Source organism: Bacteroides neonati (assembly GCF_000499785.1).
Lineage (GTDB): Bacteria > Bacteroidota > Bacteroidia > Bacteroidales > Bacteroidaceae > Bacteroides > Bacteroides neonati.
The window spans coordinates 477,487-499,246 of sequence record NZ_HG726023.1 but is presented as its reverse complement, the minus strand read 5'-3'; the positions used below and the strand labels follow the sequence as shown (position 1 = coordinate 499,246).

General features: G+C 45.0%; 21 protein-coding genes. 6 read left to right on the top strand and 15 right to left on the bottom strand.

Annotation, left to right across the window (positions count from 1 at the left end; genetic code table 11):
- Position 1: 1 nt before the first annotated feature.
- Together TY03_RS14695 and tsaB are read right to left on the bottom strand one after the other, a co-directional pair.
- Positions 2 to 619, bottom strand: coding sequence for a DUF4290 domain-containing protein (locus TY03_RS14695; RefSeq protein ID WP_042371434.1), 618 nt, complete (start codon positions 617 to 619; stop codon positions 2 to 4).
- A 13-nt stretch (positions 620 to 632) separates the two neighbouring features.
- Positions 633 to 1,325 (bottom strand): tRNA (adenosine(37)-N6)-threonylcarbamoyltransferase complex dimerization subunit type 1 TsaB, encoded by a 693-nt coding sequence (tsaB, locus tag TY03_RS14690; protein ID WP_042371241.1) that lies wholly within the window; start codon positions 1,323 to 1,325, stop codon positions 633 to 635.
- Between the two features lie 193 nt (positions 1,326 to 1,518).
- Between tsaB and TY03_RS14685 the strand changes: the two genes are divergently transcribed.
- The 3 genes from TY03_RS14685 to nadD are packed head-to-tail and all read left to right on the top strand — an operon-like array spanning position 1,519 to position 3,598.
- Positions 1,519 to 2,397, top strand: coding sequence for a YicC/YloC family endoribonuclease (locus tag TY03_RS14685; RefSeq protein WP_042371240.1), 879 nt, complete (start codon positions 1,519 to 1,521; stop codon positions 2,395 to 2,397).
- A gap of 20 nt (positions 2,398 to 2,417) precedes the next feature.
- Positions 2,418 to 2,984: a guanylate kinase gene (gene gmk / locus TY03_RS14680; protein WP_042371239.1), complete on the top strand. Its 567-nt coding sequence runs from the start codon at positions 2,418 to 2,420 to the stop codon at positions 2,982 to 2,984.
- Positions 2,985 to 3,010: 26 nt separating this feature from the next.
- Positions 3,011 to 3,598, top strand: a complete 588-nt coding sequence (nadD, locus tag TY03_RS14675; protein WP_042371238.1) for a nicotinate (nicotinamide) nucleotide adenylyltransferase — start codon at positions 3,011 to 3,013, stop codon at positions 3,596 to 3,598.
- A 6-nt stretch (positions 3,599 to 3,604) separates the two neighbouring features.
- Here the strand turns inward: nadD and TY03_RS14670 are convergent, their stop codons facing one another.
- The 4 genes from TY03_RS14670 to TY03_RS14655 all read right to left on the bottom strand — a co-directional run bounded on the left by TY03_RS14670 (position 3,605) and on the right by TY03_RS14655 (position 7,329).
- On the bottom strand, positions 3,605 to 4,798 hold the full coding sequence (locus TY03_RS14670; RefSeq protein ID WP_042371237.1) for an acyloxyacyl hydrolase: 1,194 nt from the start codon (positions 4,796 to 4,798) through the stop codon (positions 3,605 to 3,607).
- Positions 4,795 to 5,736: a hypothetical protein gene (locus TY03_RS14665; RefSeq protein ID WP_042371235.1), complete on the bottom strand. Its 942-nt coding sequence runs from the start codon at positions 5,734 to 5,736 to the stop codon at positions 4,795 to 4,797. The genes TY03_RS14670 and TY03_RS14665 overlap by 4 nt, the downstream gene beginning before the upstream one ends.
- Positions 5,737 to 5,929: 193 nt before the next feature.
- Entirely contained in the window at positions 5,930 to 6,253 is a 324-nt protein-coding gene (locus TY03_RS14660) for a PAS domain-containing protein (protein ID WP_042371233.1), read from the bottom strand.
- 29 nt (positions 6,254 to 6,282) lie between these two features.
- Positions 6,283 to 7,329: a metallophosphoesterase gene (locus TY03_RS14655; protein ID WP_042371231.1), complete on the bottom strand. Its 1,047-nt coding sequence runs from the start codon at positions 7,327 to 7,329 to the stop codon at positions 6,283 to 6,285.
- Between the two features lie 78 nt (positions 7,330 to 7,407).
- Here TY03_RS14655 and TY03_RS14650 point away from each other — a divergent pair, with 78 nt between their 5' ends.
- Entirely contained in the window at positions 7,408 to 8,304 is an 897-nt protein-coding gene (locus TY03_RS14650; RefSeq protein WP_042371229.1) for a 1,4-dihydroxy-2-naphthoate polyprenyltransferase, read from the top strand.
- A 9-nt stretch (positions 8,305 to 8,313) separates the two neighbouring features.
- Here the strand turns inward: TY03_RS14650 and TY03_RS14645 are convergent, their stop codons facing one another.
- From TY03_RS14645 to TY03_RS14630, 4 genes are all read right to left on the bottom strand, one after another.
- Positions 8,314 to 9,870, bottom strand: coding sequence for a sulfatase family protein (locus TY03_RS14645; protein ID WP_394330888.1), 1,557 nt, complete (start codon positions 9,868 to 9,870; stop codon positions 8,314 to 8,316).
- 70 nt (positions 9,871 to 9,940) lie between these two features.
- Positions 9,941 to 11,077, bottom strand: a complete 1,137-nt coding sequence (gene rfbB, locus TY03_RS14640) for a dTDP-glucose 4,6-dehydratase (protein ID WP_042371226.1) — start codon at positions 11,075 to 11,077, stop codon at positions 9,941 to 9,943.
- A 21-nt stretch (positions 11,078 to 11,098) separates the two neighbouring features.
- Positions 11,099 to 11,962, bottom strand: coding sequence for a glucose-1-phosphate thymidylyltransferase RfbA (gene rfbA, locus TY03_RS14635; RefSeq protein ID WP_042371224.1), 864 nt, complete (start codon positions 11,960 to 11,962; stop codon positions 11,099 to 11,101).
- An 82-nt stretch (positions 11,963 to 12,044) separates the two neighbouring features.
- Positions 12,045 to 12,536: a metallophosphoesterase family protein gene (locus TY03_RS14630; RefSeq protein ID WP_042371221.1), complete on the bottom strand. Its 492-nt coding sequence runs from the start codon at positions 12,534 to 12,536 to the stop codon at positions 12,045 to 12,047.
- Between the two features lie 53 nt (positions 12,537 to 12,589).
- On the opposite strand from TY03_RS14630, the gene TY03_RS14625 reads away from it, so the two are divergent.
- Together TY03_RS14625 and TY03_RS14620 are read left to right on the top strand one after the other, a co-directional pair.
- Entirely contained in the window at positions 12,590 to 14,704 is a 2,115-nt protein-coding gene (locus tag TY03_RS14625) for an RNA degradosome polyphosphate kinase (protein WP_042371219.1), read from the top strand.
- A gap of 79 nt (positions 14,705 to 14,783) precedes the next feature.
- Complete coding sequence (locus TY03_RS14620) at positions 14,784 to 17,027, top strand: inorganic phosphate transporter (protein WP_042371217.1); 2,244 nt, start codon at positions 14,784 to 14,786, stop codon at positions 17,025 to 17,027.
- Between the two features lie 271 nt (positions 17,028 to 17,298).
- Here the strand turns inward: TY03_RS14620 and TY03_RS14615 are convergent, their stop codons facing one another.
- The 5 genes from TY03_RS14615 to TY03_RS14600 form a co-directional block, all read right to left on the bottom strand.
- Entirely contained in the window at positions 17,299 to 18,351 is a 1,053-nt protein-coding gene (locus TY03_RS14615; RefSeq protein ID WP_042371215.1) for a BF3164 family lipoprotein, read from the bottom strand.
- 100 nt (positions 18,352 to 18,451) lie between these two features.
- Entirely contained in the window at positions 18,452 to 19,447 is a 996-nt protein-coding gene (locus tag TY03_RS14610; protein WP_042371214.1) for a TolB-like 6-bladed beta-propeller domain-containing protein, read from the bottom strand.
- A 101-nt stretch (positions 19,448 to 19,548) separates the two neighbouring features.
- The gene (locus TY03_RS14605; RefSeq protein WP_148335669.1) at positions 19,549 to 20,577 is read right to left on the bottom strand and encodes a hypothetical protein; all 1,029 of its coding nucleotides are present in this window, start codon (positions 20,575 to 20,577) and stop codon (positions 19,549 to 19,551) included.
- Between the two features lie 143 nt (positions 20,578 to 20,720).
- Positions 20,721 to 20,993, bottom strand: coding sequence for an NVEALA domain-containing protein (locus TY03_RS21965; protein ID WP_074434185.1), 273 nt, complete (start codon positions 20,991 to 20,993; stop codon positions 20,721 to 20,723).
- Positions 20,994 to 21,347: 354 nt separating this feature from the next.
- The gene (locus TY03_RS14600; RefSeq protein WP_042371210.1) at positions 21,348 to 21,584 is read right to left on the bottom strand and encodes a hypothetical protein; all 237 of its coding nucleotides are present in this window, start codon (positions 21,582 to 21,584) and stop codon (positions 21,348 to 21,350) included.
- Positions 21,585 to 21,760 lie beyond the last annotated feature (176 nt).

The window sequence follows — 21,760 nt, the reverse complement described above, 5'->3', positions numbered from 1 at the left end:
ATTAATATTTTCGTCTCGGATTATTGTTACTTCTGCCGTTGCTCTGATTCTGACGCGGACGGTAGTTTTGTGCCAAACGGTCCGCCATCAGACGAATAATATCATCGTCCATGCGAAGTTTACCGTGCGAAAGCTCTGCCAAGTCTTCGGCAATCTTGCGGTCATCGACCGTATCTTTGTTCCAAGCGATATAATCCTTCTTCATGTGATTGCAGATAAGAGCAATCAGGTTGCGCTTCTCATCGCCTTCGGGAAACTCGCAAGCTTTCTTTATCAACACCTCAAGCGTACGGCCGTAGTGTTTGTAACGGATCTTGGTGCTGGGATAGGGAATTACATCGGGTTTAGTTACCAGATTTTCTTTGCGGATAATCTCGTAGGGATATTTGATGTCGAGTTTAAAGTCGGACATAATAGCCAGATGATCCCACAACTTATGTTTAAAATCGGGCACATCTCTGAGGTGCGGAAACATGCTTCCCATGATATTGATAATGGAATTTGCACATCGCTGACGCTCGGCGGCATCTTCGATGGTCAAAGCATGGTTCACCATATTTTGGATGCTTCTTCCATACTCGGGAAGAGGCATTCGCTTCTGTTGGGTATTATATAACATATTCATTCTATTTTTAAAGTAATGGTTTTTTAGGAAGAGAGGCTACGAACTCTTTCAGGTAGAAAGGTTCGAAGTAAGCTACATCCTTATAATCTTCGACAGCCACCGCCTTCTCGGCAAGAGGAAGCATCATCTTGGCCAAGGGGTGAATATTGTCGATAAAGTGTGCGTTGGGGTGTGTAATCTTCTCGCGGCATTTCGCAGCACCATTGCCAAAGAAGTAGACCGGGTGCTCATTCAGTACATCCAAAAACGAGTTTTCATCGACGATGACAGCGGCGATCTCCTGCTTTACATTCAGCGCACGGTCGTAAATAGCCGCGTATACTTCCATACGGCGGGCATCGATCATGGGACAAAGATAAGCATCTTCGGGCAAATCGTGATAAAGCAATACAGGTACACTCATTACCTCGAGCGTAGGCAGACCGATCAAAGGCACGTTGCGTCCGTAGCAAATTCCTTTTGCCATGGAAACACCGATACGCAGTCCGGTATACGACCCCGGGCCACAACTCACCGCTACGGCATCCAACGGAATGGCATGACTATCGATAAACGACAACGCCTCATCGACAAAGACGCCCAACAGAACAGCATGCGAAGGACCTTTGAAGTCTTCTTGCGCAAAAATAGTCTGCCCGTCTTCACTCACGGCTACCGAACACACTGTGGTAGAGGTCTCAATATGTAAGATACACGACATAATATTCAAATTAGTAAACTTGACGCAAATTTAGTTCATTATTTCCATATTACCGCATTCTGATATAAATTAAAGCACATTCGACGACGAATAAACCGCCACCACCGAACGAGAAATTGGATTTTCTATCGTTTAGCGCAATAATCTTAAAATATTCATGTACTTTTGCAGTCATATACTAATCATACATCTTATGATACACTCCATGACAGGATACGGCAAAGCTACCGCCGAAATATCCGACAAGAAAATTAATATAGAAATTAAATCGCTTAATAGCAAAGCGATGGATTTATCGGCCCGTATAGCTCCTGCCTACCGCGAAAAGGAGATTGAAATTCGTAACGAAATAGCCCGTACGCTCGAACGTGGTAAAGTCGATTTCAGCTTATGGATCGACAAAAAGGAGAACCAGGAAAACATTGCCCCCATCAACCAAGCATTGGTAGAGGGATATTACAATCAGATCCTGAGTATTTCCGACAGCCTCAACATACCGGTGCCAAGTGATTGGTTTCAGATCTTATTGCGCATGCCCGACGTGATGACCAAAACCGAAGTAGTAGAACTCACCGAAGATGAATGGAAAGATGTATATGCCGGTATTCAAGAGGCTATCGGTCATTTGCTCGACTTCCGTAAACAAGAGGGTGCAGCCCTCGAAAAGAAGTTCCGCGAGAAGATTGCAAACATAGCCAGTTTGTTAGAATCGGTTACTCCCTACGAAAAGGAGCGCGTAGACAAGGTAAGAGAACGTATCACCGATGCACTGGAGAAAACCCTTCAGGTAGATTACGATAAGAACCGCCTCGAACAAGAGCTTATATTCTACATCGAGAAGTTGGATATCAACGAGGAGAAACAACGTCTTAAGAACCACCTGAAATACTTCATCAACACAATGGAGAACGGCACCGGACAAGGAAAGAAGCTGGGATTCATTGCACAGGAAATGGGTCGCGAGATCAATACATTGGGTAGCAAATCGAACCATGCAGAAATGCAAAAGATCGTGGTGCAGATGAAAGACGAACTTGAACAAATCAAAGAACAGGTACTGAACGTAATGTAAGTATCGGAAACCAAGAGAGTATGAATGGAAAGTTAATTATTTTCTCTGCGCCATCGGGAGCAGGAAAGTCGACAATCATTAATTACCTGCTGACGCAAAACTTAAACCTCGCCTTCTCCATATCGGCTACCAGCCGTCCGCCCCGCGGAACGGAGCAGCACGGGATAGAGTATTTTTTCCTTTCGCCCGATGAGTTTCGCGAACGGATTGGCAACGATGAGTTTCTCGAATACGAGGAGGTGTATACCGACCGGTATTACGGCACGCTCAAAGCACAAGTCGAAAGCCAACTGGCCGCCGGACAAAACGTCGTATTCGATGTAGATGTGGTTGGCGGATGCAACATCAAGAAGTTTTACGGGAACCGCGCCTTGTCGATCTTTATTCAACCGCCATCGATCGAAGAGCTACGTAAACGCTTGATAGGCCGTGCAACCGATGCCCCCGAAGTGATTGAGAGCCGGGTGGCTAAGGCCGAATATGAATTGACCTTTGCCCCCAAATTCGATAAAGTAATCATTAACGACGATTTAGAGAAAGCCAAAGCCGATACCTTGCAGGTAATCAAGGATTTTCTGGCCGAATAAACCGTCGGAGAGAACAACGGACACGTATGGAAAAGCAAAAAACCGGAATATTCAGCGGTTCTTTCAACCCCATCCACATCGGGCACCTGGCACTGGCCAATTACCTATGTGAGTTTGAGGGGCTGGACGAACTCTGGTTTATGGTCAGTCCGCACAATCCGTTGAAAGAACAAACAGACCTTTGGCCGGACGAGTTGCGCCTTCAACTGGTGCAACTCTCCATCGAAGGCTACCCGAAGTTTCGTGCTTCGGACTTCGAGTTCCACCTTCCTCGCCCATCCTATACCATTACTACATTAGACCGCCTCAAAGAGGCTTACCCCGAACGCGAGTTTATCCTTATCATCGGTTCGGACAATTGGAATCTCTTCGAACAATGGCGCGAGCCGCAACGCATTATTACAGAAAACAAGCTATTGATCTACCCCCGTCCGGGCTGTGCGATACAAGCCGATGAACTGCCCGAGAACGTTCGCTTGGTTCACTCGCCTACATTCGAGATCAGTTCGACCTTCATTCGCCAATCGTTGGCAGCTCAAAAAGACGTGAGGTACTTTCTGCATCCCGCCGCTTTCCGGCGTATCCGGGAGGAAGATGGCTCTGCAAAGCGATAACGCTCTTTACCGCTTATCATGGAACCGATATCCAATTCCCAACATCAGGTTATTGGGATCTTTGAACCGGCTCAACTGATATCCTACGTGTAGAAACATATGGCGGGTGACGTAAGTTTTAATAGCCAGAACCTGATAGAAACCTTTCATGTCATCACCACTATACATCAGATTTCGGCCGATACCGGCATTGATGGAGAAAATAGGCATCACCAGTTCTGCGCGAAGAGACAACCCCGCTGCAAATTGTTTACAAAAAGGAGGACGGTAAAACTTTAAATCGTCCGAAGGGCTTCCTCCTATTTGGTAGTCCTTGATATTAGCACCCTCGTCATACTGCGCATCTACCGAGACTCCCGCCCGGAAATAGTTATTGAAGTTATACATCGAAGCAAAATTAAGCCCCACTATACCGAACGAGCCGGGAATCAAAGTCGGCGTACCATCTTTTACATATCCTTTTTTGTGAGTGGCTCCGTATACCACCAAGTCATAGCTGACGTGCGGCTTCACAGACATCTGTTTGGAAGCGGCTGTTCCATCCACCACAGCATCCTCCCCAAAAGTACGCACAATGCCGATACGGCCTCCGATAATGTTAACACCTGCATTCGGATAATTCGTGTTTCCATTGGAGAAATGCGTGAGGTCTACGCCTGCTGCCAATCTCCATTGCCGATGAAGCTGCCAGTTCAAGACAAAACCCAGATTTATGTATGCATTGATTTTAGAACCGACCACTTCATTCTGTAAATTGTATTGCGGGTCGTATTTCTTCCAACCGAAAGAAGCCCCGAAATTCCACTCGTAATCGAATGACAACCGAGGCGAAAACCGCACAATAGGTGCTCCTTGAAAAGCGTATACCGACACCGGATTGCCCAACTCGGCAGGAGAGAAAAAAGTATGATACGAAACACCTATTCCCTGATACGCATGGGGATACATCTTCCCCCAATAGGAAGCTTTATCGAATCGAAAAGCGTACTTAAGATGCAACGACAGTGATTGATCAATCTTTTGCTGCTGCAAATTATCTCCTGCCAGAAAGCGATGCGTCGGAACTACATAGCCGGAGCGAATATCAAAACCAACCTGAGACGTTGCACCTGTCTGGGCGTTCAACGTTGCTCCTATTGCCGAAAATATCAGCAAACAAATAATGTACAGTAGCCGTTCGGCATTTCTAATTATAATCATTTGATATCCTCGCGTTTTATGAAGTATGATTCAGGCATTTTGCTTTCCAACACGCCGGTGATAATCCGTTGTTTGTTGGTCTTGGGATGAAAGGCGTAAAGAGTGTACTCCGTTTCAAACCAGTCATACATAAGCAACAGAGTGAGGCGTTTTTGGGTATGGGGAGCAACCGATATTGTGCCCTGCTCCGTATTGGGAAAAGGCAATGCTTGCAGCTTAGAAACATATTGTGCCTGCACGCCCTTCATCACCAAACGCCTGTCTTCGATACTGGGTATCTCGATGGTGAGTTTATCTTCGCCCAATAGCTGAAAAGCCTCGGAAGAATTGCTTTGGAACGTCACCTCATGGTGAACATCCTCGTAAGGAGTAAAGACTACCGAAGTGGGAAAATCGGTAGTGTTGTTTACAATCAAACTCTTTTTATCCTCACTCTTTCGAGCATAATGGTATCCATTTAAAGAATAGGTGATATGATCGAAGACATACCTGTCTGACGGCAATATGTCAACGTATATCTCCTGCGTTTCATACTCGTTGCCCACTAGCAGACCGAGTTTAAAGAGAGCGGGGCGGACGTTCTCACCCACTGTTATCTTCAGTTCGTTCGGGTCACTACGCTCAATAACGAAGTCCGTGAGCTTTTCATCGCATACAATCTTCCCGAATCCTTTCAAGTGTGGAAATTGGTCTTCTGTTAACAGATGACCATTCTCGTCATACACTTTGTATGAATAAGAGAAGTTCGAATCAAAAGAGTGTATCCCTAATACATTCCAATTGGAAGACTTGAAACGAACAACAGCAACGTCGCCATTCCCATCCAAAGTCAGTTGGGAAGTAGATGAACGGAAGTCGTCGATGAACACGTCGGGGTTGCAGCTATAAAGATTCAGTAAAATGAGAATGTAGGTCGTGAAATTAAAGTATGCTTTCATATTACCTGTTTATCAAATCGTTGTAGGCAAAAGTAATCGTTTTTTTTACATTAACCAATACAACGTGTTGTATTTTCTCCACCAAGGCATGATTAACCGTAAAGCACAAAGGTTACGACCATCCACCCCAAAGGTTACGACCATAAGGGATAAAGGTTACGACCATCGTAAGTGAACACAACCTACGTTTCGCTTACTTGCGAACAAAGTGAGGTAGCTCCTCCGGAATATCCATTGCCATTTCGACCAAACCGGCTACTATCCCATCGAGCATCCAAGCCGTTTGGTAAATCATCCGCCACCGCCCGTTCTTTTCGATGGTGTACGAATTGCTCCCACCTGTTTCGAGCAGCTCCTTTATCTTTTGCTGCGATTGCGGATTGTGGCAGTCGAATAAATTCCGCCCGGTGATATCGCCGTATTTAGCCAGCGACCGATCATTCATGAAGATAATTTTGCCTGTTGTATCGCAAACTGTTATGTTGCAATTCATCTCTTTAGCCCATTCATACGTCATAGTCGTTTTCATTTAAGTGAATAAAGAAATTATTTTAAACGGTGCAGCGTAATGATGACAATCTCCGAGGGAGCACCGATACGGATGTTCTTATTGGATGTGCCGATGCCGTTTGTTACGATAAGAGGCATTTTGGCGGAGTTGTATTTCAACCCTGTCAGGAAACGGGAACCGTATTGGGAAGGAATAATGGGTGCATATCCGAATATGCGCACCTGCCCGCCATGCGTGTGTCCGGCAAGGGCGAGGTCGGTATTGGCCACCGATACATCTTCTACGTAATCGGGGGTATGCACCAACATGATTACAAAATCATCGGGCGATAGGGCAAGCGTCGGCGACTGTCCGTTGCTACCCAAATCGAACGGGTTGCGCACGCCCGCCAGTAGTATCTGCTCGCCGTTGCGCCGCAGCGTATCGACTTTATGTTCGAGCACATGCATGCCGTAACGCTCCATCTCGCGAACAATCTCGTCGTGGCATCGTTCGTAGTCATTATTTCCCATCACCCCATAAGTGCCCAAGGGTGTTTTAACCTGTGCAAGGGCAGCAAAGAGCTCGGGCACGTACTCGCACCCCTCCTGATAATCGCCCCCCATCAGCAATACATCGGCACGCTGGGCGTTGAGTAAACGCACCAAGCTGGCCAAATCTTTCTCTTTGAACAGGCTTTTATAATGCAGATCGGAGATAAAAGCAATACGAAAACCTTCGAAAGCCTCGGGCACATCGCGGTGGGTAAACTCATACTGCCTCACCCGGTCGATGCCCGGATAAACGGACGATACATTGACTTCGCGACTAACCACATCGGTTCCTTTGAGCACAATCGAAGGCGAAACGATGCGGCTGTCCACAACGGGTGCTTCGGCTACCGTCCGTTTCTTTTTGGCAGGGGTGAGTCGCTTGAGTTGCGAATGATCGGGAGCAAATAATTGGTTGACTACATCGGGGTTACCCACATAGGTTGAGTCGATGGAAAGTACCGGAAGCGGTACGGATACCATTGCCTTTTTTGACTTACAAGAGGAAAGCAAAAGAGGCAGAATGATAAGTAGGTATAGGATTTTCTTCATATTCTCTGCGATTGAGCAGGCAAAGATACGAGATTTTGAAGTATCTTTGCCTCAACAACGCTCAATTATCAATAATACATGGAAGAAATAAGACGCAATTCGCCTCACGCCTGGTTGCTGGCTGCACGTCCTAAAACCTTGACAGCCGCCATCATTCCGGTCATGATAGGTACGGCGCTCGCCATAGCCGACGGCCGTTTTCAATGGTTGCCGGCACTCATCTGCTTTCTCTTTGCCGGTTTGATGCAAATCGCCGCCAACTTCATCAACGATCTTTTCGATTTCAAGAAAGGTACCGACCGGGAAGACAGGCTGGGTCCCGAACGAGCCTGCTCGCAAGGATGGATATCACCGCAAGCCATGACTCGCGGCATTGGGCTGACAGTGGTTTTGGCCTGCTTGGTGGGCAGTTCGCTGTTGTTCTTTGCCGGATGGGAATTGCTCTTGGTGGGTGCTGCCTGCGTGCTATTCGCATTCTTTTATACCACCGGCCCCTACCCGCTCTCTTACAACGGTTGGGGAGATGTATTGGTGCTTGTTTTCTTCGGTTTCGTGCCCGTAGGCGGTACGTATTATGTACAGGCGTTGAGCTGGACGCCACAAGTTACGATGGGTGCTATCATTTGTGGCTTATTGATCGACACGCTATTGGTCGTTAATAACTACCGCGACCGGGATGCCGATGCACAAAGCGGAAAACGGACGGTAGTGGTGCGCTTCGGCGAACCTTTCGGGCGGTATCTATACTTGATACTGGGAGTGGCGGCCTCACTCATCTGCTTGATATTCGTCGTTCAGGGGCATCGTTCGGCTATCGTTCCGATACTGGTTTACCTGCCGTTGCATTATGTCACCTGGCGAAAGATGGTGAAGATTGGAAGCGGTAAAAAACTAAACAGCATATTGGGCGAAACCTCGCGCAATATGCTGCTCATGGGAATATTACTATCGATAGCCCTGATGTGGGGTATCTAACGGTTCTTTTTATTCCTTACTGCTTCGCACCTGTTCCAGGATCTGTTGCAGTTCCTTTACTTTATCGGGGTACTTGGCAGCCAGATTCTCCCTCTCACCTTCTTTTGTCATGTCGTACAATTGAGGATCGGGACTGTTTCCTGTTTCAATTTTAGGCCCCCAGGTAATCATGGCCGGCCCGCTCTTGGGCTCAATGTATTTCCAATCGGCTGTACGAACAGACAGGGTATGATTGGCAGCTTGCTCCACAACCCAATCTCTGCTTTTACTGCTCTTGCCCAACCACGTATCAAGGTTATTGTAACTATCGGTTGCTGTCTTTTTCGGCAACACCGATTGGGTAAGCGAAGCAAAAGAGGCCAACCAGTCTATTTGCGAAACCAAGGCCGGCGATACTTTGCCCTTTTTGACCTCTTTCGGCCACGAAACAATAGCCGGAACACGCGTTCCACCTTCAAAGGAACTATACTTTCCGCCGCGCAGCGGGCCTGTCGGGCGGTGTCCGTTCAACAATTCTTCGGCTCTGTCCTGATACCCGTCATCGACTACGGCTCCGTTGTCGCTCGACAAAACGATCAAGGTATTCTCGGTCAGTCCCAACCGTTCGAGTGCTGCAACCACCTGCCCTACGGTCCAATCGAACTGAGCTATGGCATCTCCTCGCAATCCCATTTTGTTTTTGCCACGGAAGCGTTCGTGCGGAAAGCGTGGAACGTGAATATCATTGGTTGCTACGTACAAAAAGAACGGCTCATGCTGATGCTTGTCCATAAACTCAATCGCATGGCTGGCTATTGAATCGGCAATATTTTCATCTTTCCACAAAGCCTTGCCGCCTCCTTTCATATACCCGATACGTCCTATTCCGTTGACGATGGCCATGTCGTGTCCGTGGCTCGACTTGAGGTTATAAAGCAACTCAGGATGATCTTTGCCCAACGGTTCGCCTTCGAACGGTTTGCGATAACTTACCTCGATGGGGGCCGAAGGGTCATAATTGGCCACCTTGCCGTTCTCGATGAATACGCAGGGAACACGGTCGGCGGTAGCGGCCATGATGTACGAATAGTCGAAGCCCAGATCGCCCAATGCAGCACAAAGCGGTGCATTCCAATCCTGCTCACCTCCCTTGTCGCCCAACCCCAGATGCCATTTACCGATGGCACCTGTTGCATAGCCGGCCTGTTTGAATACATCGGCCAGGGTGTATTGTTCGGGACGAATGATCATTCCCGCATTTCCGGTTGCTACATCGGTACCGGGCACTCGCCAAGCATACTTTCCGGTCAACATCGAATAGCGCGAAGGAGTACTGGTGGCTGCCGTAGCATGGGCATTGGTAAACCGAATACCATTATCGGCAAGTCGATTCACATGAGGGGTCTTTACATTTTTTGCTCCATAGCATTCCAAGTCGCCGAAGCCGATGTCATCGGCATAGATAAAAACGACATTGGGACGACTGTTTTTCTCACTGCTCTTCTCGCACGAAGGCTGCCCGCCTGTTGCATGTGCTACAGAAGCACACGCTAGAGGCGCCCAAAAGGCCATAAATCGATGATTCATTTTGTTTCTCTAGTTTTATGATATAATTAATTTTGTCAGTGTCTGTACAAACAGATCAATACCGCTACGGTTATCGTCCGTACATCTGATCGTAATATTGTTGATAATCGCCTGAAGTCACTTTCTCGACCCACTCCTGGTTATTCAAGTACCACTCGATGGTCTTCACAATACCGACTTCGAATTTCGTTTCGGGATACCAGCCCAAGGCTTCGGTTATTTTGGTAGGGTCGATTGCATAGCGTTGATCGTGTCCGAGACGGTCTTTGACATACGTAATCAAGCTGTCATTCATCCAGTCGATAGAGATTTCGCCGTTGGCATTCTTCTCTTGCTTTTTCAGCTTCTTACGGTATTCGGGGTGTTCGGTCATCAAACGGTGAATGGTGGCAATGGTCAACTTAACAATTTCGAGGTTTGTCTTTTCGTTGTGACCGCCTACGTTATACACTTCGCCTTCTACTCCTTTGCATACTACCAGATCGATGGCTTTGCAGTGATCTTCCACATACAACCAATCGCGTACGTTGCTACCATCGCCATATACGGGCAGTTTCTTTCCTTCCAGAATGTTCTTAATGATGAGCGGAATCAGTTTTTCGGGGAAGTGATAAGGACCGTAGTTATTGGAGCAGCGGGTGATGGTTACCGGCATCTTATACGTATCGTGATAAGCCATCACAACCATGTCGGCACTTGTTTTCGATGCACTGTAAGGGCTGTGCGGGCAAAGCGGAGTGGTTTCATGAAAATACCCTTCGGCACCAAGCGATCCGTACACCTCGTCGGTAGATACCTGATGATAACGAACGCCCTTGCGCCAGGTGGGATAACCTTGCTCGTCTTTGCCTGTTACCCATGCACGGCGAGCCGCATCGAGCAAGTTCTGAGTGCCCAGAATATTGGTGGTAAGAAACAACTGCGGATTCTCGATGCTGCGGTCTACATGGCTTTCGGCAGCAAAGTTAACTACATAGTCAAATTTGTATTCGCCAAAAAGACGGTCGGCCAGTTCGCGGTTGCAAATGTCTCCTTTTACAAAGAAGCAACGCTCGTTGTCTATATCGTCGGCAATGGTGCCCAAGTATCCGGCGTAGGTCAATGCATCGAGTACTACGACTTTGATGTCGCTATGTTTCGCTAAGATATACTTTAAATAGTTAGCTCCGATAAATCCGGCTGCACCGGTCACAAGATAGGTTTTCATATTATAAGTTCTGTTGATTTATTATTTTGCTAATTCCATTAGGTATTTGCCATATTCTGTTTTCTCAAGTCTTTTGCCCAACGTCATGAGTTGTGCGGTCGAGATCCATTGATTGCGCCAGGCTATCTCTTCAATACACGACACATAGAATCCCTGTCGGTTCTGAATAGTCGCTACAAAGTTGGAGGCTTCGAGCAGGCTGTCGCAATTGCCCGTATCCAACCAAGCGAAGCCGCGACCGAAGAGTTCGACCTTCAACGTATCTTCTGTCAGATACAGTTTATTCAAATCGGTTATCTCATATTCTCCCCGGGCAGAGGGGACCAACGAGGCAGCTTTGGCGGTAACGGTGGCATCGTAAAAATAAAGTCCCGGCACGGCATAATTGCTTTTAGGTGCTTCGGGCTTCTCTTCGAGCGAGACCACCTTGCCGTGTTCATCAAACTCTACAACACCGTAAGCGCGAGGGTCTTTGACGTAATAGCCAAAGATACACGCTCCCTTCTCCAGATTGGCGGCGCGCTTAAGCATGGAAGAAAATCCCTGTCCGTAAAACATATTATCGCCAAGAATCAAACACCCCGGTTGTCCTGCCAGAAAGTCGGCTCCCAGCACAAAAGCCTGCGCCAGTCCGTTGGGCTGCTCCTGTACGATGTAGCTAAACGACATACCCAACTCTTCGCCCGTGCCCAGTAGTTCGCTAAACATAGGCAGATCGCGGGGAGTGGAGATAATCAGTATCTCCCGAATTCCGGCCAACATAAGTGTAGAAAGTGGATAATAAATCATGGGTTTATCATAAACCGGCATGATTTGCTTCGAAATAGCCTTGGATAGCGGATAGAGACGTGTAGCACTGCCTCCGGCGAGGATAATTCCTTTCATAATTTATTTTTATTATGCTGTGTGAAGACAAAGAACGGAAAGAATTCCGATATGACAAAATAAAATAAGATATTCGTACCGATTAGCCGGCTAGTTCAATCACTTCAAGGTCCTTGAACTCACCGTTGTCAATCACAAATCGTATCATGGTACGCACTTTATGAAAGCCCGAAAGTCCGGCTGCACCCGGATTGATATGAAGCATGTTCAGCGTACGGTCAAATTTCACTTTAAGTATATGCGAATGTCCGCTAATGAATAGCTTGGGCGGACGTACCATCAGACTACCTTTAATCGAAGCGTCGTAATTGCCGGGATAACCGCCAATGTGTTTCATCAACACCTCGGCACCATCGACCGTGAAGCGATTTACCTGCGGAAACATCTTGCGTATCTCCTGCCCATCAATGTTTCCGTATACGGCACGAAGCGGACGAAACGCAGCCAATTTCTCGGCAACCTCTACCGAACCGATGTCTCCTGCATGCCATATCTCATCGCACGATTCAAAATAGTGCAAGTACTTCTCATCCCAAAATGCATGCGTATCCGATAATAATCCAATTCTTGTCATACTTTCTTTGTTTATCTGTACAAAGATAGTATATTTGGGAAAATCTTAATGCAATGGAAAGAAATAATCAATACTTCAAACGCGATATCAGTTGGTTGTCCTTTAACTATCGCGTGTTGCTGGAAGCCGACGACGACCAACTGGGACTCTACGAACGCATTAATTTCATTTCTATCTACTCCTCCAATCTGGAGGAATTCTATAAGATTCGGGTAGCCGACCATAAGGCAGTGGCATCGGGCGCCACATTGAGCGATGAAGAGACGGTACAATCAGCCAGCGAGCTGGTCGAGGAGATTAATAACGAGGTAAACCGCCAGATGGAAGACCGTATCCGCATCTACGAGCATAAGATACTGCCCGCACTGCGCAAGAACCACATTATCTTCTACCAAAACAGCCACGTAGAACCGTTTCATCAACCGTTCATACGCGATTTTTTCCGCGAAGAGATCTTTCCTTACCTACAACCCGTGCCGGTATCGAAAGGAGAAATCGTATCCTTTTTGCGCGACAACCGCCTATATCTGGCCGTTCGGCTGTTACCGAAAGCACAGACCGACGCTCTTTCCGTTGCTCCTGCTGCCTCAACAGGGCAAGCACCCTTTCGCTACTTCGTGATGAAAATGCCTTATAGCAAAGTGCCCCGCTTTATCGAGCTGCCACAGCACGGAGGCAACTACTACCTGATGTTTATCGAGGATATCATTAAAGCCAACCTTCCGCTCATTTTTCCGGGCTACGAGGTCGACAGCAGCTATTGTGTCAAGATATCGAGAGATGCCGATATCTTAATCGAAGATACCACGAGCAGCGCCGATCTGGTAGAACAGGTGAAGAAGAAAGTAAAAAAGCGCAAGATAGGTGCGGTGTGCCGCTTTGTGTACGACCGCGAGATGCCGCAGGACTTTCTCGATTTCCTGGTCGACGCCTTCCACATTCAACGCGATGAGCTGATGCCCGGTGGCGAACACCTCAATTACGAAGACCTGCGCTACCTGCCTCATCCCAATAAGCAGATCGAGAAGAACGAAAAGCCTCGACCCATGAAGCTCAACCGACTCAACGAGAAGGAGTCTATCTTTCAGTATGTAGATCAAAAAGATTTGCTGCTCCACTATCCTTATCATGCATTCGAGCACTTCATACATTTCCTGTTCGAAGCGGTGCACGACCCCTCTACACGCGAAATTATGGTTACACAATACCGGGTAGCCGAAAACTCGGCTGTGATCAACACCCTCATAGCTGCTGCGCAGAACGGGAAGAAGGTAACCGTATTCGTAGAACTCAAAGCCCGGTTCGACGAAGAGAATAACCTCGCCACTGCCGAGATGATGAAGGCGGCAGGCATACATATTATATATAGCATACCCGGATTAAAGGTACACGCCAAAGTAGCCTTGGTGCGCCGCCGCAGCACTCATGGCGAGAAGGTAAACAGCTACGCCTATATCAGCACCGGCAACTTCAACGAGAGAACCGCTACACTCTATGCCGATTGCGGACTATTTACCTCCAACCCCATCATTGTTAACGACCTGCTCAACCTCTTCCGCACCTTGATGGGCAAAAAAGATCCGATATTCAACCGCTTGCTGGTAGCCCGCTTCAACCTGATACCCGAACTAAACAAACTCATTGACCACGAAATGGAGCAAGCCAAGAAAGGACATTTTGCACGCATCATTCTCAAATTAAATGCCCTGCAAGACCCGGTTATGATCGATCGTCTATACGAGGCCTCGCAATGCGGTGTGCAGATTGACCTCATTGTACGCGGCATCTGTTGCCTGATACCTGGGCAGGAGTACAGTCGGAACATACGCGTCACACGTATTGTGGACACCTTTCTGGAGCATGCCCGCATCTGGTACTTCCACAATGGAGGCAGTCCGAAGCTCTTCTTAGGCTCGCCCGACTGGATGCGGCGTAACCTCTATCGACGCATCGAAGCTGTGGTTCCCATACTCGACCACGACCTCAGACTCGAACTGATCTATATGCTTAAAACCCAGCTATCCGACAATCAGAAAGCCTGCTTTGTGGATGAGAATCTGCGAAATGTATTTAAGTACAACGCCACCAAGAAACCGATCCGCGCACAATACGCTTTCTATAAGTACCTGAAAAGGAAGAATGAAACACATTCGCAACACACGAAATGAAACACATCTGTAATATGTATGAAACCGCGCTGCAATAAGAATTTCTTTCCTTTGCAGCCAGAAAACAGAATACACATTTATGGAGACTATTTATCTTTGTATCGTAATTTTCCTCTTCGTTCTCGCAGTCTTCGACCTCATGGTCGGCGTGAGCAACGATGCGGTTAATTTCCTCAATTCCGCTGTAGGTGCGAAAGCAGCCTCTTTCAAAACCGTTATTTTCATTGCAGCCATCGGTGTTTTCATCGGAGCTTCTTTGTCAAACGGTATGATGGACATCGCCCGACACGGTATCTATCAACCCGAACATTTCTACTTTGCCGAGATTATGTGCATCTTGCTTGCCGTAATGCTAACCGATGTGGTTTTGCTCGATGTATTTAACTCAATGGGTATGCCCACCTCTACTACCGTATCGCTCGTTTTTGAGCTGTTGGGTGGTACATTTGCGTTGGCACTAATCAAAACATACAACAGTGACACACTGGGTATGAACGATCTGATCAATACCGACAAGGCACTATCCGTTATCATGGGTATCTTCCTATCCGTAGCCATCGCCTTCTTCTTCGGTATGCTTGTACAGTGGATAGCCCGTGTGATCTTCACATTCAACTATAAGAAAAAGATGAAGTACAGCATTGCTATCTTCGGTGGTATTGCCGCCACAGCAATCATCTACTTTATGCTTATCAAAGGATTGAAAGACAGCTCGTTCATGACCAAAGAGAACAAGTTGTGGGTTACCGAGAACACAATGCTCATCATCAGCACCTTCTTTATCAGCTTCACCATCCTGATGCAGATACTTCACTGGCTGAAAGTAAATGTATTCAAGGTGATCGTTCTGCTGGGCACATTTGCATTGGCATTGGCCTTTGCCGGCAATGACTTGGTCAACTTTATCGGCGTACCCTTGGCGGGATACTCCTCATTCACCGACTACATTGCCAACGGAACCGCAGCAGGCCCCGACGGATTCTTGATGACCTCTCTTCTGGGACCGGCCAAAACACCGTGGTATTTCCTCTTCGGAGCAGGAGCCATCATGGTTTACGCGCTCTGTACTTCGAAGAAAGCACACAACGTAATTAAAACATCGGTCGATCTGTCTCGTCAAGACGAAGGAGAAGAGAGCTTTGGTAGCACCCCTATGGCGCGTTCATTGGTACGCATCAGCTTAGGAATGGCCAACGGAGTCTCTCGCATCGTACCCGAAAGAACCAAGCAATGGATCGAAACCCGCTTCCGCAAAGACGAAGCCATCATAGAGAACGATGCCGCCTTCGACCTTGTACGCGCCTCGGTCAACCTCGTACTGGCAGGTCTGCTTATCGCTGTGGGTACGTCATTGAAACTCCCCCTGTCGACTACCTATGTAACGTTCATGGTCGCCATGGGTTCGTCTCTCTCGGACCGTGCATGGGGTCGCGATTCGGCAGTATTCCGCATCACAGGTGTGCTTAGCGTAATCGGCGGATGGTTCTTAACCGCTATTGCCGCTTTTACTATCGCATTTATCGTAGCCGTTTTTATCAACTTCGGCGGCACAGTGGCTATCATCATCCTTATTGCACTGGCAGCCTTTACGCTGATTCGCAGCCAACTGCTCTATAAGAAGAAGAAAGCCAAAGAGCAGAGCAACCAAACACTGAAGAAGCTAATGAAGAGCCAAGACAGTGACGAGGCATTGGCGTTGATGCGCGATCATACCCGCGAGGAGCTGACCAAGGTGCTGGCTTATGCCGAAGATACCTTCGAACGCACCGTTACCTCGTTTATTCACGAAAACCTGCGCGGTTTGCGCCGTGCCATGGGTAGCACCAAGTTCGAGAAGCAACTCATCAAGCAAATGAAGCGCACCGGTACGGCAGCCATGTGCAAACTCGACAACAATACCGTACTCGAGAAAGGATTGTATTACTATCAGGGCAACGACTTTGCCAGCGAACTGGTATATAGCATCGCCCGTTTATGCGAACCTTGCCTGGAGCATATCGACAATAACTTCAACCCGCTCGATACGATTCAAAAGGGTGAGTTCAGCGACGTAGCCGAAGACATCACTTACCTGATACGTACTTGCCGCCAGAAACTCGAAGCCAACGACTATACCGGATTTGAGAATGAAATCCGCAAGGGCAATGACCTGAATGCACAGCTTTCTCACCTCAAACGCGAAGAGCTGCAACGCATCCAGACTCAAACGGGAAGCATCAAAGTAAGCATGGTTTATCTCACCATGATTCAAGAGGCACAGAATGTAGTGACATACGTTATTAACCTGATGAAGGTAAGCCGTAAGTTCCAAGTCGAAGCCTAAAAACAGATAGTGACTACCGGATAGATTCGGGGGCTGTTTTTCGCTAAGCGAAAAACAGCCCCCGAATGCTTAAGCATACAACCATTCACGACAGTGCAAGAGGTTATGTCAACATACCATACAGGATGCTGTGGGGTGGGTACGGAAACTATCAAGTTTTTAAAAATGTGCTATTTATTGCACAAGAGTTGGCGACTTTTTGATGAAAAGTCGCCAACTTTTATATTTTTCTCGCGGTCTTTTTCAGAAAGACGATCGGTTTTTTCCTATTTCATTCCTTGCTCCAATCATATTCTACGATATGATAGTCGGGCGTTTTACTTATCCCATATATTTTCTTACGTTGCTTATCCACACAAAATGTAAATATGGGGTCGTTGAGTACATATATATTTCCCGGAGTTCCATCCCACGAGAAAGAGAACATCTTGGTACAATAAGAGCTATGATCTTTCTCATCAATGTACCCCCCATTGTACAAAACCAAGAAATGATCGCCGCCATGCTTAGGCGAAAAATAGGCGTCTCTATTTCTTCCTTTCACAGGACTGGAAGACAGGTTTTCTCCGTCGCTCGTTTCATTGAAATAAGCGAAAAAACGTTCAGGACCGTGCATCCTCTTCTCAAGCAGACCGTTGGAATTATATATTTCAATCAGATCAGTCATATAATAACAAATAGCTGTTTTATCCTTTCCATTGGTAATAAACCCCATATAATAAGCGTCTGTTTTTTCGATATCCGAATAGGAAATAGAAGATGATGGAAATTCGGCAAACTCCCCTACCTTCTTCCCATCCATATTGAAAACGTACAATTGCCGCTCTTTGAAATACGGATAGCCAATCATATTATTGCCCGATACTTGCATTCCCGAATTGATACTCTCTTCAAGTTTCACTTTGGATATCGGTTCTGGATTCGGATTTTTAATAAAATCCTCTACATCGTATGTATATGCAACGGATGTTGCCATATCCAGAATCTGCACACTCAAGCCATCATTCTCTATAAATTCGGGCATAAGCATTTCATTTGGTCCTTGTCCTCTCATGATCCGTTCGCCGATTTTCTCTTTCGTATGCACATTGTATACATTACATAGCTTTGCTCCAGTCGTTTCTAAGGTAATTAATATTGAGTCGTACACCTGAATAGCACTCGGGTACATAACCAAATCATTAAATTCCAACGTTTTGCCTGCTATACTTATTTCCTTTTCAAAATCAGCAAAGCCAAAAGTCTGAGCATCTTGATACTTATCCTTTTGAGAACAAGAGAGTAATGTATATGCTCCAAATAATAGTAAGATGTATTTATTCATTATCTTCTTTGGTATTTATAACTCAACAACAGCTTTCTTTATTCTCAACTCAGCGCATATCACGGATGATGAGATGGAGGCGCTGTTGTCCATTAATATTTCAGAGCCCCCAAGTATCCAATTCGCTCACCATCAAACGATCTTTTCCGATAGTATATAGTTTGTTATTATCTGAAAGAGTAAACCGGCCTATGTACTCATTCTTGTATTTGATATTTTTTATCAGCACTCCTTCATGGGTAAAGACTAATATATTCTGTGGCAATATCTCCTTGTCCAATAGTGATTTTCCACTGAACGCTGCAAACACATACTTTTCGGTGGCCTGTACATCAAAAAAGCCCCATTTATTTTCTTTTGCCCATTTCCATGCCCCTACATCATAGAGAGGTTCTGTTAATAGCTTATCCCACTGCTTTGCAACACTGCCGTTGGCGTTAATCACAAAACAAGCGAGATACCCTGTGGGCTGCGATGCAAAAAACAATTTGTTCTGATAGGAAGTAAAAGCTCCATGAAGCTGTATGAAATTATCTTCAGGAAGACCCTTCACCGGTGAATCTCCAAAGCGATCAATTTCTTTAAAATTTTCATCCATCAGAACAAACATTTTCTCATTCCCCAATCCGGCAAATCCAACGATCATACCATTGCTCATGACATGTATACTCAACACTGAAATAGAGCCTGTATTTATCTGTCGAGTCTCAACTCTCTTTAAATAAACAGAGTCTTGCAAGGATACTTCGTACTCAGCATATTTCCGTAGATTAGTATCATAGAATTTCATTTTATCTCCTTCTTGTCCTACACAAGAAATAGAAAAGAAATCATCCGGACCATTCCCAACCTGCCCCCATACAACTGTCTTTTTGGTCTTTTCATCCATAATCAACATACAAGAGCTCACATTGGGAGTCATAAATAGTAGGTGCGAATTTAAATATCGCATTTGTGTAGGAGGCGGCATGACTAGTTCATCACTAAACAGTTGAGGAACAATCTCCGTTTCGTCATCCAAATTAATAGAACGATGCGAAGAGCTACAGGACAGTATAAACAATAGGAAAATCAGGTATACATAAATAGTTTTCATATTATTTTTTGTTCAAAAGGGAAAATATCGACGCAATAACCAGGGCACGATATATTACTTTCGATACTTTCCACTTGTTTGGATTAATTTAGACTTTACTTTTAAACCGTGCTATTTATAATATTATTTACATCATACACATATACAATATCACTCTTCGTAATCCCGTAAAGCTTTCCCTGCAACCAATCAATATTAAAATCGCGTAAATCTTCACGGACAAAGAGTCTAAACAATGCCTTACCTGTCCAGCTAATCACATGAAATTCGAGCCTATCATTCTTTTCTTTATTACGGTACAATGCAAAAATCAAAGTGTCATTACATCGAGGTAGAGAAATATAGTAATCGTACAACTTATCTCTATTTTCTCTGATATATTCTATGGTACTTGGGCTAGCACCCATTTTTACAGATATATTCTCTGTGCTATCCTCCAAACTCAATATATCTATTTGATTAAGTACGCCTGTTAGGCTAGCTATCATTTTGCCATCCGGTTTCAAACAATCAGCTAAACTCATCATCACATTTAAATCTTGCTGAGACAGAACAGTATTATACATGAAAATCGGACTTACTTCTTGATTGGGACGTAAAGGATTAAACTTAGCATACTGAACCCCTTTTTCATAATCGAGATTCTTAATTAGCAGCAAAGAATCATTACAATAAAAGACCTGCAAAGGATCCACTACTTTCTCATAATCAAAGTTCTTTTTTACAGCAAAAACTCCTTCATCAATACTTTTATGCAAATCAATACCCGTTAATTCCTTTTTATAATAATCTTGAATCCATAATACAGAATCCTGCTGTTGATTCAAAACACTAAAGCCAAGAAACTCGTTTGGACCATTACCCTTATAAGCAAAGTTCCCTAAAAAAGATCTTTTTTGACTATCATACACCTTAATAAAATAAGGCAGTTTATACAATGTTGTAATCATATACGAACTCAGAAAGTCGATCTGAAAGGTTCCCACAGTATCTATTTCAACCATTTCTCCATTCAAATAAGATTCTTTTTCAAAATCGTCTACCCGCACTAATTTGCCGGAAAACAAATTGTTATCATATTCACAAGCAACAGCAAGAATAGATAATAAGAAGATGAAAATATATTTCATAACGATATTTATATTACAGATAACCAATAAGAATAGTATCCAGACAAGAAGGTGTGCCAAAAGTAGAAAAAACATATAGCTATTACTAAAGTAATAACAGTTGAATAAAATTCGGCTGTTGACACACCTTTTATCATTCTACATTAAGTCTTACAAGTAGAAGACGATCCAACCCCTTTTGAATTGAATTGTTTAGAACAATTGCCACAATCATAATAAGTAGCACCAGATTTTGATTGACTTGAACTATAACAAGTTACAGAATTCCCTCCATCTCCTTCACCGCTAGCTAAAGCCTCAACATTAGCCAATGCCAAATCTGACATAGCAACTGTTCTCTGTGACTGATATATATTATAGCCTGCAAACATTGCAGCTACAGCAACTATCAGGATCGCAAAAAATTTCTTGTTCATAAATTAATTGTTTATGAGATTAGTTATTATTATATTATTCACTTGTGACTCTCTTTCGGGAAACCACCTTTTCCGTAGAAAAAGAAAATGCTGCATTCGCTTATTCTAAATCCTGAAGTAACGACTTTCTTATTTGGCAAATCTCCTTTCTTTTGGTGTTAGAAAGTGGATGACCTTCTGTTTTAGAGCGACATAGATCATTCCCCTTCTTTTATTATGATACCTCTATAAATTACGAGTTTTCCAAGAGTGGACAGTAACTATAAAGGCTTAGATTGCCCACTCTTTTCAAACGGGTTTATACTACTTGAACCTATCACTATACAAACGATTATTTAGAGAAATAATATAAAACTAATATTGGCGAAGGGGTTCAGTGATTCTATATACTCTTTGATTGCTAACCGGACAATCGAGAGAGCCTATACCTATACATCGTATTGCAATATTTCCTTCTCCTGCTGCTAACGCTTCTATATCCATTAGTAATATATCGTTTTGTCTATGCCCCTCATTTTGCACAAGAGCTGCTGTAAATAGAATTATGAGCAAAGCTCCTAGCATTTTGCTACGTTTTAATTTAACATTCATATTATCAGTCTTTTATGGTTATGAAACAAAGATAAATTCTGGAATTTACTCTTCCAAGACATAGGAGTCACAAAATGAATCATAAAATAGATCAAAATCACATTTACAGTCATAATCAACATAGAAGAAACTAAAGATAAGTAGCTATAAATAAGCATTTAGCAGCTATTAAATTT

Excerpts from the sequence above, each read along its gene's own strand:
- TY03_RS14695 (WP_042371434.1), bottom strand. The coding sequence starts at position 619 with ATGTTATATAATACCCAACAGAAGCGAATGCCTCTTCCCGAGTATGGA.
- tsaB (WP_042371241.1), bottom strand. The coding sequence starts at position 1,325 with ATGTCGTGTATCTTACATATTGAGACCTCTACCACAGTGTGTTCGGTA.
- TY03_RS14685 (WP_042371240.1), top strand. The coding sequence starts at position 1,519 with ATGATACACTCCATGACAGGATACGGCAAAGCTACCGCCGAAATATCC.
- gmk (WP_042371239.1), top strand. The coding sequence starts at position 2,418 with ATGAATGGAAAGTTAATTATTTTCTCTGCGCCATCGGGAGCAGGAAAG.
- nadD (WP_042371238.1), top strand. The coding sequence starts at position 3,011 with ATGGAAAAGCAAAAAACCGGAATATTCAGCGGTTCTTTCAACCCCATC.
- TY03_RS14670 (WP_042371237.1), bottom strand. The coding sequence starts at position 4,798 with ATGATTATAATTAGAAATGCCGAACGGCTACTGTACATTATTTGTTTG.
- TY03_RS14665 (WP_042371235.1), bottom strand. The coding sequence starts at position 5,736 with ATGAAAGCATACTTTAATTTCACGACCTACATTCTCATTTTACTGAAT.
- TY03_RS14660 (WP_042371233.1), bottom strand. The coding sequence starts at position 6,253 with ATGACGTATGAATGGGCTAAAGAGATGAATTGCAACATAACAGTTTGC.
- TY03_RS14655 (WP_042371231.1), bottom strand. The coding sequence starts at position 7,329 with ATGAAGAAAATCCTATACCTACTTATCATTCTGCCTCTTTTGCTTTCC.
- TY03_RS14650 (WP_042371229.1), top strand. The coding sequence starts at position 7,408 with ATGGAAGAAATAAGACGCAATTCGCCTCACGCCTGGTTGCTGGCTGCA.
- TY03_RS14645 (WP_394330888.1), bottom strand. The coding sequence starts at position 9,870 with ATGAATCATCGATTTATGGCCTTTTGGGCGCCTCTAGCGTGTGCTTCT.
- rfbB (WP_042371226.1), bottom strand. The coding sequence starts at position 11,077 with ATGAAAACCTATCTTGTGACCGGTGCAGCCGGATTTATCGGAGCTAAC.
- rfbA (WP_042371224.1), bottom strand. The coding sequence starts at position 11,962 with ATGAAAGGAATTATCCTCGCCGGAGGCAGTGCTACACGTCTCTATCCG.
- TY03_RS14630 (WP_042371221.1), bottom strand. The coding sequence starts at position 12,536 with ATGACAAGAATTGGATTATTATCGGATACGCATGCATTTTGGGATGAG.
- TY03_RS14625 (WP_042371219.1), top strand. The coding sequence starts at position 12,590 with ATGGAAAGAAATAATCAATACTTCAAACGCGATATCAGTTGGTTGTCC.
- TY03_RS14620 (WP_042371217.1), top strand. The coding sequence starts at position 14,784 with ATGGAGACTATTTATCTTTGTATCGTAATTTTCCTCTTCGTTCTCGCA.
- TY03_RS14615 (WP_042371215.1), bottom strand. The coding sequence starts at position 18,351 with ATGAATAAATACATCTTACTATTATTTGGAGCATATACATTACTCTCT.
- TY03_RS14610 (WP_042371214.1), bottom strand. The coding sequence starts at position 19,447 with ATGAAAACTATTTATGTATACCTGATTTTCCTATTGTTTATACTGTCC.
- TY03_RS14605 (WP_148335669.1), bottom strand. The coding sequence starts at position 20,577 with ATGAAATATATTTTCATCTTCTTATTATCTATTCTTGCTGTTGCTTGT.
- TY03_RS21965 (WP_074434185.1), bottom strand. The coding sequence starts at position 20,993 with ATGAACAAGAAATTTTTTGCGATCCTGATAGTTGCTGTAGCTGCAATG.
- TY03_RS14600 (WP_042371210.1), bottom strand. The coding sequence starts at position 21,584 with ATGAATGTTAAATTAAAACGTAGCAAAATGCTAGGAGCTTTGCTCATA.